The sequence below is a fragment of the Paraclostridium sordellii genome, assembly GCF_000953675.1.
Lineage (GTDB): Bacteria > Bacillota > Clostridia > Peptostreptococcales > Peptostreptococcaceae > Paraclostridium > Paraclostridium sordellii.
The window spans coordinates 2,574,637-2,589,344 of sequence record NZ_LN679998.1; the positions used below are offsets into that span (position 1 = coordinate 2,574,637).

18 protein-coding genes are annotated in these 14,708 nt (G+C 27.5%); 3 read left to right on the forward strand and 15 right to left on the reverse strand.

Annotated elements, in window-relative coordinates:
• Nucleotides 1-20 precede the first annotated feature (20 nt).
• From ATCC9714_RS12435 to ATCC9714_RS12460, 7 genes are all read right to left on the reverse strand, one after another.
• Complete coding sequence (locus tag ATCC9714_RS12435; RefSeq protein WP_021122625.1) at nt 21-377, reverse strand: helix-turn-helix domain-containing protein; 357 nt, start codon at nt 375-377, stop codon at nt 21-23.
• 182 nt (nt 378-559) lie between these two features.
• Nucleotides 560-1,246 carry a sugar phosphate nucleotidyltransferase gene (locus ATCC9714_RS12440; protein ID WP_057545519.1) on the reverse strand — a complete coding sequence of 229 codons (687 nt, stop codon included), beginning with the start codon at nt 1,244-1,246 and terminating at the stop codon, nt 560-562.
• 22 nt (nt 1,247-1,268) lie between these two features.
• Complete coding sequence (locus ATCC9714_RS17595; RefSeq protein WP_021122627.1) at nt 1,269-1,793, reverse strand: EamA family transporter; 525 nt, start codon at nt 1,791-1,793, stop codon at nt 1,269-1,271.
• A gap of 24 nt (nt 1,794-1,817) precedes the next feature.
• Nucleotides 1,818-2,195, reverse strand: coding sequence for a hypothetical protein (locus ATCC9714_RS17600; RefSeq protein WP_242853416.1), 378 nt, complete (start codon nt 2,193-2,195; stop codon nt 1,818-1,820).
• Between the two features lie 15 nt (nt 2,196-2,210).
• Entirely contained in the window at nt 2,211-3,146 is a 936-nt protein-coding gene (locus ATCC9714_RS12450; RefSeq protein ID WP_057545518.1) for a choline kinase family protein, read from the reverse strand.
• A 178-nt stretch (nt 3,147-3,324) separates the two neighbouring features.
• On the reverse strand, nt 3,325-4,638 hold the full coding sequence (locus tag ATCC9714_RS12455) for a S41 family peptidase (protein WP_057545517.1): 1,314 nt from the start codon (nt 4,636-4,638) through the stop codon (nt 3,325-3,327).
• A gap of 248 nt (nt 4,639-4,886) precedes the next feature.
• Nucleotides 4,887-5,909, reverse strand: a complete 1,023-nt coding sequence (locus ATCC9714_RS12460) for a branched-chain amino acid aminotransferase (RefSeq protein WP_057574341.1) — start codon at nt 5,907-5,909, stop codon at nt 4,887-4,889.
• Nucleotides 5,910-6,171: 262 nt separating this feature from the next.
• Here ATCC9714_RS12460 and ATCC9714_RS12465 point away from each other — a divergent pair, with 262 nt between their 5' ends.
• Entirely contained in the window at nt 6,172-6,390 is a 219-nt protein-coding gene (locus ATCC9714_RS12465; protein ID WP_057545516.1) for a DUF1659 domain-containing protein, read from the forward strand.
• 15 nt (nt 6,391-6,405) lie between these two features.
• Nucleotides 6,406-6,633 carry a DUF2922 domain-containing protein gene (locus ATCC9714_RS12470; RefSeq protein WP_021122634.1) on the forward strand — a complete coding sequence of 76 codons (228 nt, stop codon included), beginning with the start codon at nt 6,406-6,408 and terminating at the stop codon, nt 6,631-6,633.
• Nucleotides 6,634-6,673: 40 nt separating this feature from the next.
• Here ATCC9714_RS12470 and ATCC9714_RS12475 read toward each other — a convergent pair whose 3' ends face one another.
• From ATCC9714_RS12475 to ATCC9714_RS12510, 8 genes are all read right to left on the reverse strand, one after another.
• The gene (locus ATCC9714_RS12475) at nt 6,674-6,940 is read right to left on the reverse strand and encodes a Mor transcription activator family protein (RefSeq protein WP_021122635.1); all 267 of its coding nucleotides are present in this window, start codon (nt 6,938-6,940) and stop codon (nt 6,674-6,676) included.
• 209 nt (nt 6,941-7,149) lie between these two features.
• On the reverse strand, nt 7,150-9,546 hold the full coding sequence (locus tag ATCC9714_RS12480; RefSeq protein WP_057545515.1) for a virulence-associated E family protein: 2,397 nt from the start codon (nt 9,544-9,546) through the stop codon (nt 7,150-7,152).
• Nucleotides 9,547-9,558: 12 nt separating this feature from the next.
• Entirely contained in the window at nt 9,559-11,499 is a 1,941-nt protein-coding gene (locus ATCC9714_RS12485) for a DNA polymerase (RefSeq protein ID WP_057545514.1), read from the reverse strand.
• A complete protein-coding gene (locus ATCC9714_RS12490) occupies nt 11,496-12,026 on the reverse strand; it encodes a DUF2815 family protein (protein WP_021122645.1) in 531 nt (176 codons plus the stop codon). The genes ATCC9714_RS12485 and ATCC9714_RS12490 overlap by 4 nt, the downstream gene beginning before the upstream one ends.
• Nucleotides 12,027-12,028: 2 nt before the next feature.
• On the reverse strand, nt 12,029-12,307 hold the full coding sequence (locus tag ATCC9714_RS12495; RefSeq protein ID WP_057545513.1) for a hypothetical protein: 279 nt from the start codon (nt 12,305-12,307) through the stop codon (nt 12,029-12,031).
• A 4-nt stretch (nt 12,308-12,311) separates the two neighbouring features.
• Nucleotides 12,312-12,569 carry a helix-turn-helix domain-containing protein gene (locus ATCC9714_RS12500; RefSeq protein WP_021122647.1) on the reverse strand — a complete coding sequence of 86 codons (258 nt, stop codon included), beginning with the start codon at nt 12,567-12,569 and terminating at the stop codon, nt 12,312-12,314.
• Nucleotides 12,570-12,797: 228 nt separating this feature from the next.
• Nucleotides 12,798-13,838: a M42 family metallopeptidase gene (locus tag ATCC9714_RS12505; RefSeq protein ID WP_055342471.1), complete on the reverse strand. Its 1,041-nt coding sequence runs from the start codon at nt 13,836-13,838 to the stop codon at nt 12,798-12,800.
• A 95-nt stretch (nt 13,839-13,933) separates the two neighbouring features.
• Nucleotides 13,934-14,398, reverse strand: a complete 465-nt coding sequence (locus ATCC9714_RS12510; protein WP_057545512.1) for a VanZ family protein — start codon at nt 14,396-14,398, stop codon at nt 13,934-13,936.
• A 126-nt stretch (nt 14,399-14,524) separates the two neighbouring features.
• Between ATCC9714_RS12510 and ATCC9714_RS17955 the strand changes: the two genes are divergently transcribed.
• Nucleotides 14,525-14,695, forward strand: a complete 171-nt coding sequence (locus ATCC9714_RS17955) for a VanZ family protein (protein WP_021122650.1) — start codon at nt 14,525-14,527, stop codon at nt 14,693-14,695.
• The last annotated feature ends 13 nt before the right edge of the window (nt 14,696-14,708 follow it).

The following is a 14,708-nucleotide window of genomic DNA, read 5'->3' on the forward strand; positions in this document are numbered from 1 at the left end:
TTACATAGTTGATAATCAATTTATCTAATCCCTTTCTCCATTAGAGACCCTATTATCCCTAAAATTAAGGTAACTAATAAAATCCACCCTAGACCTATAAAAATATTTATTATACTCTTAAAAATTATACTAATTTTATATCTAAAATCTATATATTTTTTATTTATAATATTATTAACATCAATATCTTTCATAAGTTTTTCTAAACTTAATTCAAAAAAATCACTTAAAATAGCTAAGTTCTCAAAGTCTGGATAAGACAATCCTCTTTCCCATTTTGAAATAGTATTCTTAGAAACCTTTATCTTCTTCCCTAACTCCTCTTGAGATAAGCCTTTTTGCTTTCTTAAGTTTAATAACCTCTCATCAAGTTTCATTATACCTATCCCCCTTTTGTTTTTATATACTTATAATATATATTTCTATAATTTATATATATCAACCTTTTTTTATAGTTTTTTATATTATAGATTCTGTAATAATTAAAATCTTTGAATAAAAAAAGAGATTATATATTATTTTTATAGAATATAACCTCTTTCATTATTCAAGCTAATTTTTAGATAATGTTTAATAATTCATTTAAATTTGACAAATCCCTTAGAGAATCAACTTCAAATGAATCTTCACTTTTAATTTTTCTTATATATACATCTAATTTAGATAAGTTATCTTTAACTACATCATCCCAGTATAAATCTTTAAATTTTCCATTTTCTATATACTTTTCTAATTCCTTATTTATAATACTTGCATCACTTTTACTCCAATATGATATTCCAGATAGAATATATCCTTCTCCATTACCTACAATAATATTAGATACTTTATTATTTTCATCATATTCTAATTTCCATTCATTTTTAAATCCAGTTTTATAACCACTAAAATATGTAGATTTTTCTATATCTCTTTCTAAAAAATTTCTATTAAGATAAACATCTGCATCTATAACATAACTATCTCCTATATATTCTCTAACTAAATACATAGTATATATATTATTATATATATCAAACTTCTCGTTATGGATAAGTTTAACTCCGTATTTTTCTCTAAGATACTCAAATTTTTCATTTAAATATCCTGTTACAACAATTATCTCATCAATATCAATTTCTCTTAAAAATTCTATTTGTCTCTCTAACATAGGCTTACCATTAACTTCTACTAATGATTTTGGTGTTGTAAGTGTTAATGGTCTAAGTCGTGTTCCCATCCCTGCTGCTAAAAGTATTGCTCTCATAAAATAAACTCCTTATATAAAATTAATTTTTAGATACCATAATAGATCCTATTATTATAAGAACACTACATAAAATTAACTTTAATGTAATACAATTTCCTAAAATAACTACGTCAAATATTATAGACCAAATACAATAAGTTATATTTAAGCCTGTAGCCTTTACCGGTCCTACCCTATCTATTGCTTTATAATAAAACATGTATGATGCCGTTCCAATAAGCGCTATAAAACATATTAAAATTGATAAATTAGATGTAATAATAATTTTAGATAATCCAACTCCTCCTATTATAGGAATTATTATTATTCCATAAAATATAGCAGATACAAATTGTCTTATCTGTAGTGCTTGAGTTGAACTTACTTCATCATCTCTCATACCATAGGCGCATATAACGCTTTCTAATGACCATCCTAATACACAAACTAAAGCTGATAAAAAACCTAATAAGAAATTTCCATTTGAAATGTTATCAGGAGAATATCCTAATATTATTACCGAAAATATACTTAATGTAAGACCAGCAAAAGCCCTTTTACTCAATTCTTCCTTTAAAAATAGATATGCTCAAAACGCTCCTAATGCAGGATATATAGCTGATATACTTGCAGTGTATCCTGCTCCGATATATTTTATAGCCATTAAATAGGCTGCCATACCTATAGGTCCTCCAAATATAGCTGCTATACAAATAAACTTTGCACTTCTAGTTTTTATTGATTTTAATACTGTTTTTAATTGTTTTGTAACTATTATGTATAAAAACATCCATAAGCTTGAAAACATATCATGCAAAAATACACTTACAATTGGAGCTAATAATATAATTTTTTGCGTTTCTATAAAGGGACTCATGGTAAGAATTATTCCAGTTAATGCTGTATCTAATCCCCATAAAACTCCAGACATTACCCCTGAAAATAATCCTTTATTTTTATTAATCATAATTTTTCTCCCAAACTAATTTAATTCTAAAATTTTATTTATATTAATTTTTGCTCTATTGTATCTATATTCTCCGTAAGTTCCAAAGTCATCTCCACTAGCTTCTTTTATATTTGTCCATATACTCCATAAAAAGTCTTGGCAAACTTTATAAATAAGGATTTTAGTTTTGTATCTAGGTTCTACTTCTTGATTAAAATATAAATTTAAGAAAAGTTCTTCTTCTTCCTTAGAAAAATCACATTCTAAACAATGTGCTGCCAAATCCCACATAGGATCATTCATACCTGAGTACTCCCAATCTACTAAGTATAACTTATCATCACTTTTTACGAAATTTTCTGGTACTGTATCATTATGACAGGGAACACTTTCTTCCCCTAAATCTTTAAGTATTTCTTTTAACTTTAATACTTGTTGTTTTACAATAGAATAGTCTTTAAAATTAGTTCCATTTGATTCTTTTAGTAACTTTTCATACTCTTCTATTTTTTTGAAAACATTGAATTCATTAGAAAATTTCATGTTAGATTTATGAAGTGTTCTTAATAGATTTGTAGTTTCTATCATATTCTCTTTTTTCTTTGCAGTTTTAGGATTTATAGTTTGTGCATTATTTATATACTTAGCTATCTTAACTCCATTTTCTTCATCAAAATACAGTATATCAGTATCTAACTCTAAGTCATTTGCAATTAAACTATTATATTTTTCATCATATCTACTTATAATTTTATCAGCACCATTTCCTGGTATTCTTAAAATATAATATTCATTATTTATAAAAACCTTAAAGCTTTTATTTGTCATACCGCCAACTGGTTCTATACTACAAACATTATTTTCACTTATATTAAGTATTTTAGATAGCATTTTCTTTATACTATTATATTCTTGTTTTCGTTCTTCTCCATTAATTTCATTGTATAAACAATTTATATTAAAATTCATCCATAAATACTCCTTTTATTTCTATTTATACTAGTTATATAAAACTTAAATCTGTAAATTAATTTAATCTCTTAATTATTTATACGAATCTTTTACTACTCACTTTAATTTATTGTATTTATTTATAAATTAAAATAGCTTTATCTTTTATTAAGATAAAGCTATTTGGTAAAAAAAATTACATATTTGATAAATCTTCTTTACCTTCAATCAACTTTAATGTTTTTTCTAAAGGATCTTGCCAGTCTTCAACTCTAATATCTGGCTCAATAGTTTCTTCTTGGTCTTTAGAAGCATCTGGTCTAAGCCATTTTGTAATTGATATTTGCCCCATTAACTTAGTTTTTGCCAGTTCAAAAGAAGGTGAGTTTCCAAAAGACGAAGGTCTATTTCTACTTGGTTTTCCTAATAGGGTTCCAAATTTACCATCACTAACCAAGGTAGCTACCCACTGAGCAGAACTAAAACTACTTTCATTCATAATTACATATACTTCAATATTTTCATTCTTAACTACATTATTATATCTTTCAAATTCTTTATATTCCATTGAATTTAAATCTGGATAAAACTTTGTTGCTATATCTGAAACTCTAGTTATACCGCCAAAATTTCCTGCTTTAATATCTAGTGCCTGTAAAATCTTTTCAAAAGCAGTTGAATCTCCTCCTGGATTATCTCGTACATCTATAATTACATGTTTTATATCATCTAAGTTTTCTCTTAAGTATGTATTGATTTTACTTATATAGTAATTATCCTCACAAAATCCAAGTCTTATATATACCGTTTTGTTTCCTAAATCATTAATGTATATATCATTACTTAGGTTATTTCCCCCCTTATTATAATTTATAAATCCCACCTTAATTTCTTCTTCATTTTTCCCATCATTAACACTTAAAACTATATCATCTGAGACATCTACTCCAGCACTACATAAAACTAGTTTTTCTTTTGATAAAGTTGAATTATTCATATATTCATCAACGTAATTTTCTTTTGGAAATGTTTTATCAATAACTTTTAAAATATCTTCTATATTTACATTATTAATTGATGTTACAAACTTTTTTGTAGGTTTGTTATTTTTATCTAACAATGTAAGTTTTTTATCTATATATTTCCAGTTAATATCTAAAAATTCAGCTCCTACCCATCCTATACTAGTATGACTATCATCTATTGATGATAAATATTTGCTAATTTCTATTCTAAATTCACCTAATGTCATTTTTTTATTAGTATTTTTTAAAAATTCCGCTTTAGCATCATAATAAACTTTTGGAACTTCATCTAAAAATATTGGATGGGTACTTTCCATAATCTTTACCATATCATCTCTATCTGCTTTTATATCTTCTCTACTTATAATACAATCAATATCTGGATTTCCTGTTATAATATGTTCTCTATCCTTTGATATAAATAAAATTGATATTACAATAACCACTAAACCAAAAAATATCCACCTTCCCACTATCTTTTTCATGGTCTCCCCTTTAATCAAACTCTATACTAATAAAATTATATTCATCAATTTAGTGTATTCATCCTTTATTTGAATAAATAAAAATCAACTTAATAAAAGTTATAACAATTTTACCTACTCCTTTTTATTTTTTTTGTTAACTATGACCACAATCAAAGTTTTGAAAAAACTTATTTAATATAAGTAAAAAAGAGGCAGATTATTAAATCATAACCTACCTCTTTTTTTACTTATATTTATTTTTAAGCTTAATCTACTTTTACTATCCATCCTTCAGGAGCTTCTACATCACCTGTTTGAATTCCATAAAGTGTATCATATAATTTTTTCACTACTGGTCCAACTTCTGTTTGACTGTAAAATACATGCATTTTACCTTTATGTTCTATTCCTCCAATTGGAGTTATTACTGCTGCTGTTCCACATGCTCCTGCTTCTTTGTATTCATCTAATTTATCAATGAATACATCAGCTATTTCTGTTTCCATGTTTAAGTATTCTTTTGCAACATGTAATAATGATGCTTTTGTTATACTTGGAAGTATTGATGTTGAGTTTGGCGTTACAAATTTATTATCTTTTGTTATTGCAAAGAAGTTTGCAGCTCCTACTTCATCAATTTTTGTATGAGTTTTTGGATCTAAGTATATACAATCTGCAAATCCTTTTTCTACAGCTTCTTTATGTGCTAATAAACTTGCTGCGTAGTTTCCTCCAACTTTATCTCTTCCTGTTCCATGAGCTGCTGCTCTATCGTATTCTGTAGTTATGTAATTTACTGGTGCCATTCCACCTTTATAGTAAGGTCCTACTGGAATGCAAAATACACCAAATATGTATTCATTTGCAGGTTTAACTCCTATATTTTCTCCTACACCTATAACATATGGTCTTAGGTATAATGTTGCCCCTGTTCCATACGGTGGTACGTAGTCTTCATTTGCTTTTACTACTTGTTTACATGCATCTATAAATTTATCTACCGGTATTTCTGGCATTAATAGTCTTTTACAACTTCTTTGCATTCTTAGCGCATTTTGATCTGGTCTAAATAATTGAATTTCTCCATCTTTGTTAGTATAAGCTTTTAAACCTTCAAAACACTGTTGTCCATAATGTAGGCATGTAGAACCTTCGTTTAAAGTAATGTTATTATCTTCTGTTAAGATTCCATCATCCCATTTTCCATCTTTCCAACGAGAAATATATCTTTTATCTGTTTTGATATAACTAAAACCTAGTTCTGACCACTTAATATCTTTTTTACTCATATTAACGCCTCCTTGTTGATTTGTATAACCCTACTTTAATAGTATATTTATTTTTGCAATTTTTCAACAAATATTGCTAATATTAATTTATTTTATTTTTTAAAATCTTATTTATTTTTTATTTTTCTTTATTAAATAAAGTAAAATATCATATTAAATTTAATTTGATAATTTCCTAAAATTTTTTAATATAATTAACATTACAAAAAATTTATAATTTAATTAGAAGTTAAACTTCTAAAAAACTAAGGAGGATTCAAATATGACTGTAACTGAAACTCAAAACCCATCAGCATTAAAAATCAAACTTGACTGTGGCTTAGACGATAACGGAAAAACAATAGTAAAATCTCGTACTTACTCAAACGTAAAACACGACGCAAATTCACAAAATGTCATTGACGTAGCAAATGCAATGGTAAAACTTTGTGAACACAGTTCTTTAGAAATTGCAAAACAAGATTATACGATACTAAACTAGTAGGAGGATATATAAATGAAAACAGCTAAAAAATTACTAATGACATTTAACACAAAAATAGGAAGAAAAATATCAATATCAATAGACGGCCCAAAAGATGATATAACAGAAGCACAAATAAAAGAATGTATGGACTTAATAGTATCTAAAAACATATTTGCTCCCTATGGCTCTGAAATAGAATCAGCACAGGAAGCAAAAATAGTAGTAACAGATACATCAGAGTACGACTTAATAGTATAAAACAAATAACTAGCCTCACAAAATAGTGAGGCTAGTTTTTTTAATTAACTATATTTCTAATCTGCATGTCACTAATGCCAAAAGTCCTAGAAAGCTCCTTATAATTTCCCCCGTTAAAACTTTTCCTAATAACCCTATTACGAGCATTTCTCACAACAGAACTCTTACTTGGAAAATACAAACTTCCTCCTCCAACATAACCAATAACTTCAAGAACTATATCAACTCCCAAAATATCAGCTAAATCCTTACACCCTTCTGGTAAATCCTCAACTCTAACCAAACTCAATAAATCAGCTTCTCTCATAAAAACCTCCTAAATTTTAAAAATGTATCTAAAAATCCTAAATCGCTTATATAATATATAAAAAACTATATTTAAATACTTTAAAAACTTCTATATAATATAAAACCTTAGACACATAAGATACATATTAACTTAATCCATTGAAAACACTAGCATCAAACTGTATCCCTTAATGTATCCTACTTCGTATCTAAAATATTTAAGATACACTAATCATCACTTCTCACAAAAGCCTTCTGTATCCCATAAGCATTAAAACGTAACTTTCCAGAACCCTTAGAGTAATCCTTCCACCCTTTAATATTTCTTAAAATATCATTGATTTCTCTACTTTGAGCAGCCTTTAAAAACTTAGCATCTCCTCCAAGTAACTCACACCATATCTCCATAGCACATACTCTTTCACGCTTTTTAATTCCAGGAATATCACTAAAATCACCTCCACTAATATATCTTCTTCTAGCACCTATATCCATCTCATTCCAATTATCTGGCAACAACTTCTCAAGATACTCAATAATCATACCTTCCTTACTATTAGACTCCATATGAGAGGATTGTATCTCAATTACTTTCTTATCAAGACTTCTATCAAGAACTAGCTTTTCTCCTTTATCATAAAAAATCTTAGCCTCAGCCCAAACTTGATCAATCTCATAAGAAGTAAGATCTACCCACATATCTTTTTTAGGACTACTTTTATGTACAACAATAGGCCAATACCTTCTATTTCCTGTTCTATCTTTTAAAAACTCAACATCATTGGTAGTTCCAAAGAATACACATTGTCTTTTATGCTTAACAACTCTTCTTCCATAGGCCTGTCTATAAACATCATCTCTTTTAGATATAAAGTGTTTAACTGCTTCTGCTTCTACTTTTCTAATAGCAGATAGTTCTGCCATCTCTATAATCCAACAACCTTGTAACTGTTCATAAGCTTCCTTTCCAAGAACAGTATTAAATGAGTCTGAATACCACTTTTGTCCAATCAAACTTAAAATATGACTTTTCCCAACTCCTTGTGGTCCAACTAATACAGGCATATAATCAAATTTAATTCCTGGTTCAAAAATTCTACTAACAGCAGCAACCATAGTCTTTCTAATAACTGCCCTTGTATAATCACTATCCTCTGCTCCTAAATAATCTATAAATAAATTATCAAGTCTACTTACCCTATCCCAACTTAAAGAATTTATATAATCTCTAATAGGATGATATGAATTTTTCTTTGCCACAGAGGAAAGAGCATCGTCAGTTTTTGTAGGCACATATATACCATAGCTTTTTTCTAAATAACATCTTAAAAGAGAATCGTCATAATCATCCCAAGGTAAGTAATTTTTATCATAAATACTTTTAACTTCTTCCTTTATCCAAGGTAAATTTTCACTTTTCATAACACTATTATTAAACTCATCATACTTTATACAATCTTTTAAATTTATATCATTTTCAAGTATAGTAACTATATTTTTAACACTACCCTTATAAAGTCCCTTTTTATCTACTTCAAGTTCCCCAAGCCAACTATCATCATATTCTTCATACTCTATATCTTCTTTAAAATCATCACAGGCTTTTTTTAACTTACTTCTTCCAAATTCCCTTACAACAGCTTCATCTTTGCTACAAAATTCAAGCATATCCTTTAAAGACTTTTCATCATCTATGTTTCTTTTGCAAAACTTGTGTATTCTAACTAAGTCAAAAGCATTACAAAGTTTATTTAAGCAAGGATCTGTACTATGATGTGAGTAAGCAAAATCTCCATTATTATATACAACTAACCCACAAGAACTACTTCCATTTTTATAAGTATATCTATCTCTTAAATCACAACTTTCATATACATCTTTTAAAAACTTATCTATAACTTCATGAATATCATAAACCCTACAAAAAGCCCCTATCATACCATCTTTTTCTCTTGGATTTTTTTGATTTTCACATTCTCTATTTATTTTTTTATTACATCTTCTTGAAACAGGCCAACTGCTAACGTCCTTATAATCTTTGTATCTACTAAGGATTTTATCAACATCTAGCCAATTTCCATCACATATACTATATACAAACTTTCCATCCTTACTAGTGGATGGATAATACATTAATCTCTCTGGTTCATAGGTAGTATCATCAAAATAATCCATTCCAATATCACTAGCTATCATCCTTGCTATAGCTTCATATTCACAACTATCAACTTCTCTACTTAAAGGTATTACAAATCTAAACCTTGGGCTTTCATCTTGATGTTTATGAGTAGAATAAACGCAACAAGCATATCCATATAATAAATCAACAATAGACTCCATTTTAGGATAAGCATAATCTGCATCTAAAGTTATCAAACTTCTTTTTATTAAATTTCCTTTTTTCCTTCTATCATCTTTTAAACTTCCCCCAACAAAACCTCCAACATCTTTTATATCATCTTGTTTAGATTTTTCCATAGATAAATACTCATCTATACTTTCACTTGTATATGTTGTGTTTACTAATCTTTTTATAAAATCTGACCATAGTAAAGTTTCATTTTTATATTTAATATTTTTTCTATTTTCACAAGTACTTACTTTTATGTATCCATCAAACCTCATAATTTTGTCCCCTTAACCTTTTTTATAAAAATCACTTTCAAATAAATCTACTCTTAAAACAAGCCCTTTTCCCCAGGAAATATTTTGTTCCATTATGACTTTTACATATTTAATAAGGTTATTCAAATGGGTAATATCTAGAGCTTTAACTTCTAAAACAATTTCATCGTGAACATGCATTACAATATCAAACCCAAGCTTATCTAGATTTAAAATCGCTTCGCATAAACAATCTCTTGCTATACCTTGAACAATATTTTCAACTAATTTTCCTCCATAAGTTTCTATTAATCCCCATTTTTTAGTAACTTGATTTATACCTTCATAAACTAATTTTTTTCCGTAATTATCTTTTATTATCTTTGGCCTTACATAAGAAATACTTCTCTCACTAGGAAGTTTTATAAATAACATATTGCGTTCATAACTAAAAATTATATTTTTTAAAGTTACAGTAGTTTTATTTTCTACTGCATAAATTGCACTTTTTTCTACTTCCCTCCAAAGTTTTCCTATGTTTTTGTTGCTTTTTCTAAAACTTTTAACTAAGTCTTCAAGTTCTTTTTCACTTAATCCCATTTTACAAGCACCCATTGCTTTTAGTGCTCCCCTTCCTCCTTGATAGCCTAGAGCCAGTTCTGCTATTTTTCCTTTTTGTCTATATTCACTATCTTTTGTTATATCATCTATTTCTAAATTAAACATCTTTGCTGCACTTGCTTCATATATTTTCCCATGGCTTTTAAATACTTCATTTCTCCAGGTTTCTTCTGATAACCATGATAATATTCTTGCTTCTATTGCACTAAAATCAGCTATTATAAATTTATAATTTTTCTTTGGTACAAATACTGTTCTTATTAGTTGTGGTAGTGTTTGACTGATTTTCCCAAAGTTATTTTCTATGTATTTTAAATCGTAGTTTTTATTTTCATTTATATAACTTCTTAAATTTTCTATGTTGTTTATTTTATTTTGTGGAAGATTTTGAACTTGTACTAATCTACCTGCCCATCTTCCTGTTTTATTTGCTCCATAAAATTGAAATAATCCTCTTATTCTTTTGTCTTTACAAGCACAGTTTTTCATTGCTTCAAATTTTTTAAGTGATGTCCTACATATCTCTTTTCTAAGAATTAGTATTTCTTTTATATTTTCATCTATATTACTGTTTATTAGTTCTTCTGTATTTTCTTTGTTTAGTGAATTTACTATAAAGTTGTATTTATCTTTTAGGTATTCCTTTACTTCTTTTGCACTTTTAGGATTTTTTATATTGCTTATAGATTTTAATTTTTCTTTTAATATTTCATTATTTTCTTCTTTTATTTTTAAGCAATTTTCTATTAAACTTTCTTCTATTAATACTCCTTTGTCGTTGATTTTTTGGTCGATTTGCCATAGATGTTGTTCTTTTGGTGGTAGTTTATAGTTTTTAAATATGTTTCTTATTTGTCTTTCTACTTCTACATCTCTTATACAATAGTCTTTAAAGTCTTCCCATTGTTGTCCACTGTATATGATTTTGTTTTTATTTGGCTTTGAAAATATTTTTATTAGCTTTTTTCCTTCTTCTAGTTTTTGATCTTTTAGATTTAGTATTTTACCTACTTTTTCTAGACTTTGTGGTAATCCAAGATACATTGCATTTACCATTGTACAGTTAAAGTGGCTTGGCTCTATATGCTTTTTAAAGTATTTACTTAAACATATTCTTTCAAAGTTTGCATTAAAAGCTGTTTTTATTATATTTTTATCATATATTGCTTTTTCTATCTCCTTTGGAATTTTTTCATCATTTTGTAAATCTATTATTTTTACTTTTTCATTGTCAAAAGCATAAGCAAATAATATTATCTTAAAACTTTTATCTTCTATATAAGAATAGACCGAGCATTTGGCTAGGTCTTTTTCACAATAAGTTTCAATATCTATGCTTAATATTTTTTTCATATTAATATATCCTCTTCATAAGGTGTGCTAAAATCTTGTGCTGCACTTGTTCTTCCTAACATTTCACCATCAGATAATTTTTGTATGTTTTCTATAGAACAAGCTATTCCAATTTTTCCTTCTTGATTGTATGGATAAAAGTTTATAGAACACCTTGCATAACAACCTGAGTATATTTGTGTTTCATCGATTATTTGATTTAGGTTTATATCCACTATCCCTGGCTTGTATTTAGAACTTGCATTTATAAAGTAGCTGTCTTTGTAAGCTTCTTCTCCTATTTTTTCTTTATCTCCATCTTTTACACATATTAGCACCTCTTCATCTTGGTCTTTCCATATTGGTTTTCCATTTTCCGTTGCAGAATCTAGTGCTAATGCTATTTGATTTACTATTTTCATATCTTTTTTAGGTATTATTAAAGTTGTCGAATACTTTGGTTCACTACCTTCTTCTATTGCTTTTGGTTTAAATAAATTTGTATAGTTTAATCTTACTTTTCCCGTTATAACCTTTGTTTTTAACATCCCTATTCCCCTTTATTTATTATTTTTTCTATTTCTTGTACTAGCTTGTTATAACTATCTTCAGGTGCTCCTTCTATACTGCCCCCACAGTATTTGTTGACAAGGTCCTGAGCTAGTTGAATTTTTCCTAGTTTTGCAAGTTCCCTTAGTGATTTTCTAGCATCTTTTATACTTACTATTTTTTTATTTCCTACATCTTCTCTTCCTAGTATTTTCATAACTAGTTCTAATATATCTTCCTTACTATCTTGGTTTGTATCAAATTTTAAGTTAATTTCCATTTAACTACACCATTTTTTTACTTTTATTATATTTTTCTATCCCCTTTTTTAAAGCCTCAACTATAGCTTGTATTGTTGTGTATGCAGGCTTTTTTGTTTCTCCTATTAAAATTCTATTTATAGTAGATTGTTTTATCCCACTTTTGTATGCTAGTTTACTTTCACTCCATTTTATTTTTGTTAGTATTTCAATTATTTCTTCAACTAGATTTTTTAGTGGTTTAAAAAAATTAGCTTCCCAAATGATTGCCCCTGTTTGCATTGTACCTCCCCTATTTTTGTAAATTTCTTTCCTTGATGTATTTAAAGTTTATCATTGTTTTCAATAAGTTTATATAGGTTTTGGCCAATCTATGCAAGCTTGCAAATATTTTTTCAATTTTCTACTTATTTAGTTTAGTATTAATCTAAAAGAGGTTGAATATCACAAACGACTTAGTTCGTTGATCATATTCAACCTCTTTATTTACCTCATTTTCTGGCTTTTAAATTAATTTTTTAACATGTAATTTACTAATAATTTAAATGTATTTTCAATAGCATCAATATGTGTTCTTTCATAGTGATGACTTGTATCTACTCCTGGTCCTATATTTGCAAACCTTAAATCTTCTCCCCATTTTATTGCTTGTGATGAATCTGAACTATAGTTGTTAAATAAATCTATATTATAATTTATGTTATGTTCTTGTGCTATATCTTCTAGCTTGAATCTTAGGTATGAATCATATACTGTTTGTTTATCTTTTGCTACTATACATACACTGTGTTCATTTGATGTTTGTCCGTCTCCTATTGGTGCTATATCTATTGATACAAGTTCAGTTGTTTTTTCTGGTATTGCTTTTGATAGTCCATGTCCTACTTCTTCATAGTTACTTATATAAAAGTTTGTTGTGTGTTCTGGTTTTAAGTTATTTGTTTTAAAGTATTTTGCTAACTCTAACACTATTGCAATAGCTGCTTTGTTATCTATATATCTACTTTTTATAAATCCGTTTTTATTGTATTCAAATCTTGTGTCCATGTATATAAAGTCCCCAACTTTTACTCCTAAATCTAGAACGTCTTCTTTACAATTTACTTCTTCATCTAGCCTAATTAGCATAGTGTCCCCTGTTCTTTCACTTGCTGCTAGTTCTTGTCCATATGTATGAGTTGATGCATATTTAAACGTTACTGTTCCTCTTATATGTCCATTTTTCCTAGTTATTATATTACAGTTTTCTCCTTCTACCGAATCCCAGCATCCCCCACCGATTCTATGGTATTTTATTTTTCCATCATAAGTTATTTCTTTTACCATAGCTCCTAGTGTGTCCATATGTGCTGATATTGTTATTTGATTTTCATCATCTTTCCCTTTTAGAGTTGCAATTAACCCACCTTTTTTAGTTAATTTGCAGTCTAGCCCTAGTTTTTCAAAGTCTTTTTTGCATTCTGAAATTGCTATATCTGTATATCCAGCAGGGCTTGGTATATCAAGATATTTTTTCATTATTGATACTGTGTTCTCTATATTAAAGTTCATGTAAATATACCCCCTTTTTAAGGATATTATATCACAACAATTTGAAAACGTTTTTAACATTAAAAAAGCTGATTCATAGTTTTTTAGAATCAGCTTTAACTTTTTATTTTATTTTTTCTTAAGTTTAGTATTTTGTTTATTATGAACACTAGTAATAATCCTATTGTTGCTCCTAGTGTATCTACTAGTACGTCTTTGAATTCTCCACTTCTTCCAGTTATGAAAAGTTGATGGATTTCATCTGTACAAGCATATATGAAGCATCCTATTAGTGAGTATAGATATGCTTTTTTATTGTTTATATTTTTAAATACCATATATATTAATATTGCTAGCATAAAGTATAGAAACATGTGTGCAGATTTACGAATTAAAAATTCTGCTATTCCTATTTTCATTAGTTCTTTTATTGTATTACCTATAATAGGAAGGTTGCTTAACATATTTATAAAACCACCAGATTGAGATGATGATATTGATGCTGGTTGGTTTGACATATAGTAGATAAGTCCCATCCATATTATTGTTAATCCTACCCATATATTTTTAAATTTTTTCATAAAATACCCTCTTAATTTTGTTTTTTATCAATGCTTTTCATTATATCATAATTGTAACACGTGTTTATAACTATTAGGATTTTTTAATATATTTAATTTAAAGGTACAAAATTAAAATCAATAATATTGTATCTATACTCAACTATATTTGTAGAAATAATTCAACTAATATTACCTGGTCGTTTAACTGATATAGATGATATAATTCTAAACTTTTTAAGAGGATATATAGGAGTTTTATTAGCTATAAAATTTGTAAATTATATAAATAGAAAACAAAAAACTCATAGAGTTTAATCTATGAGCTTTT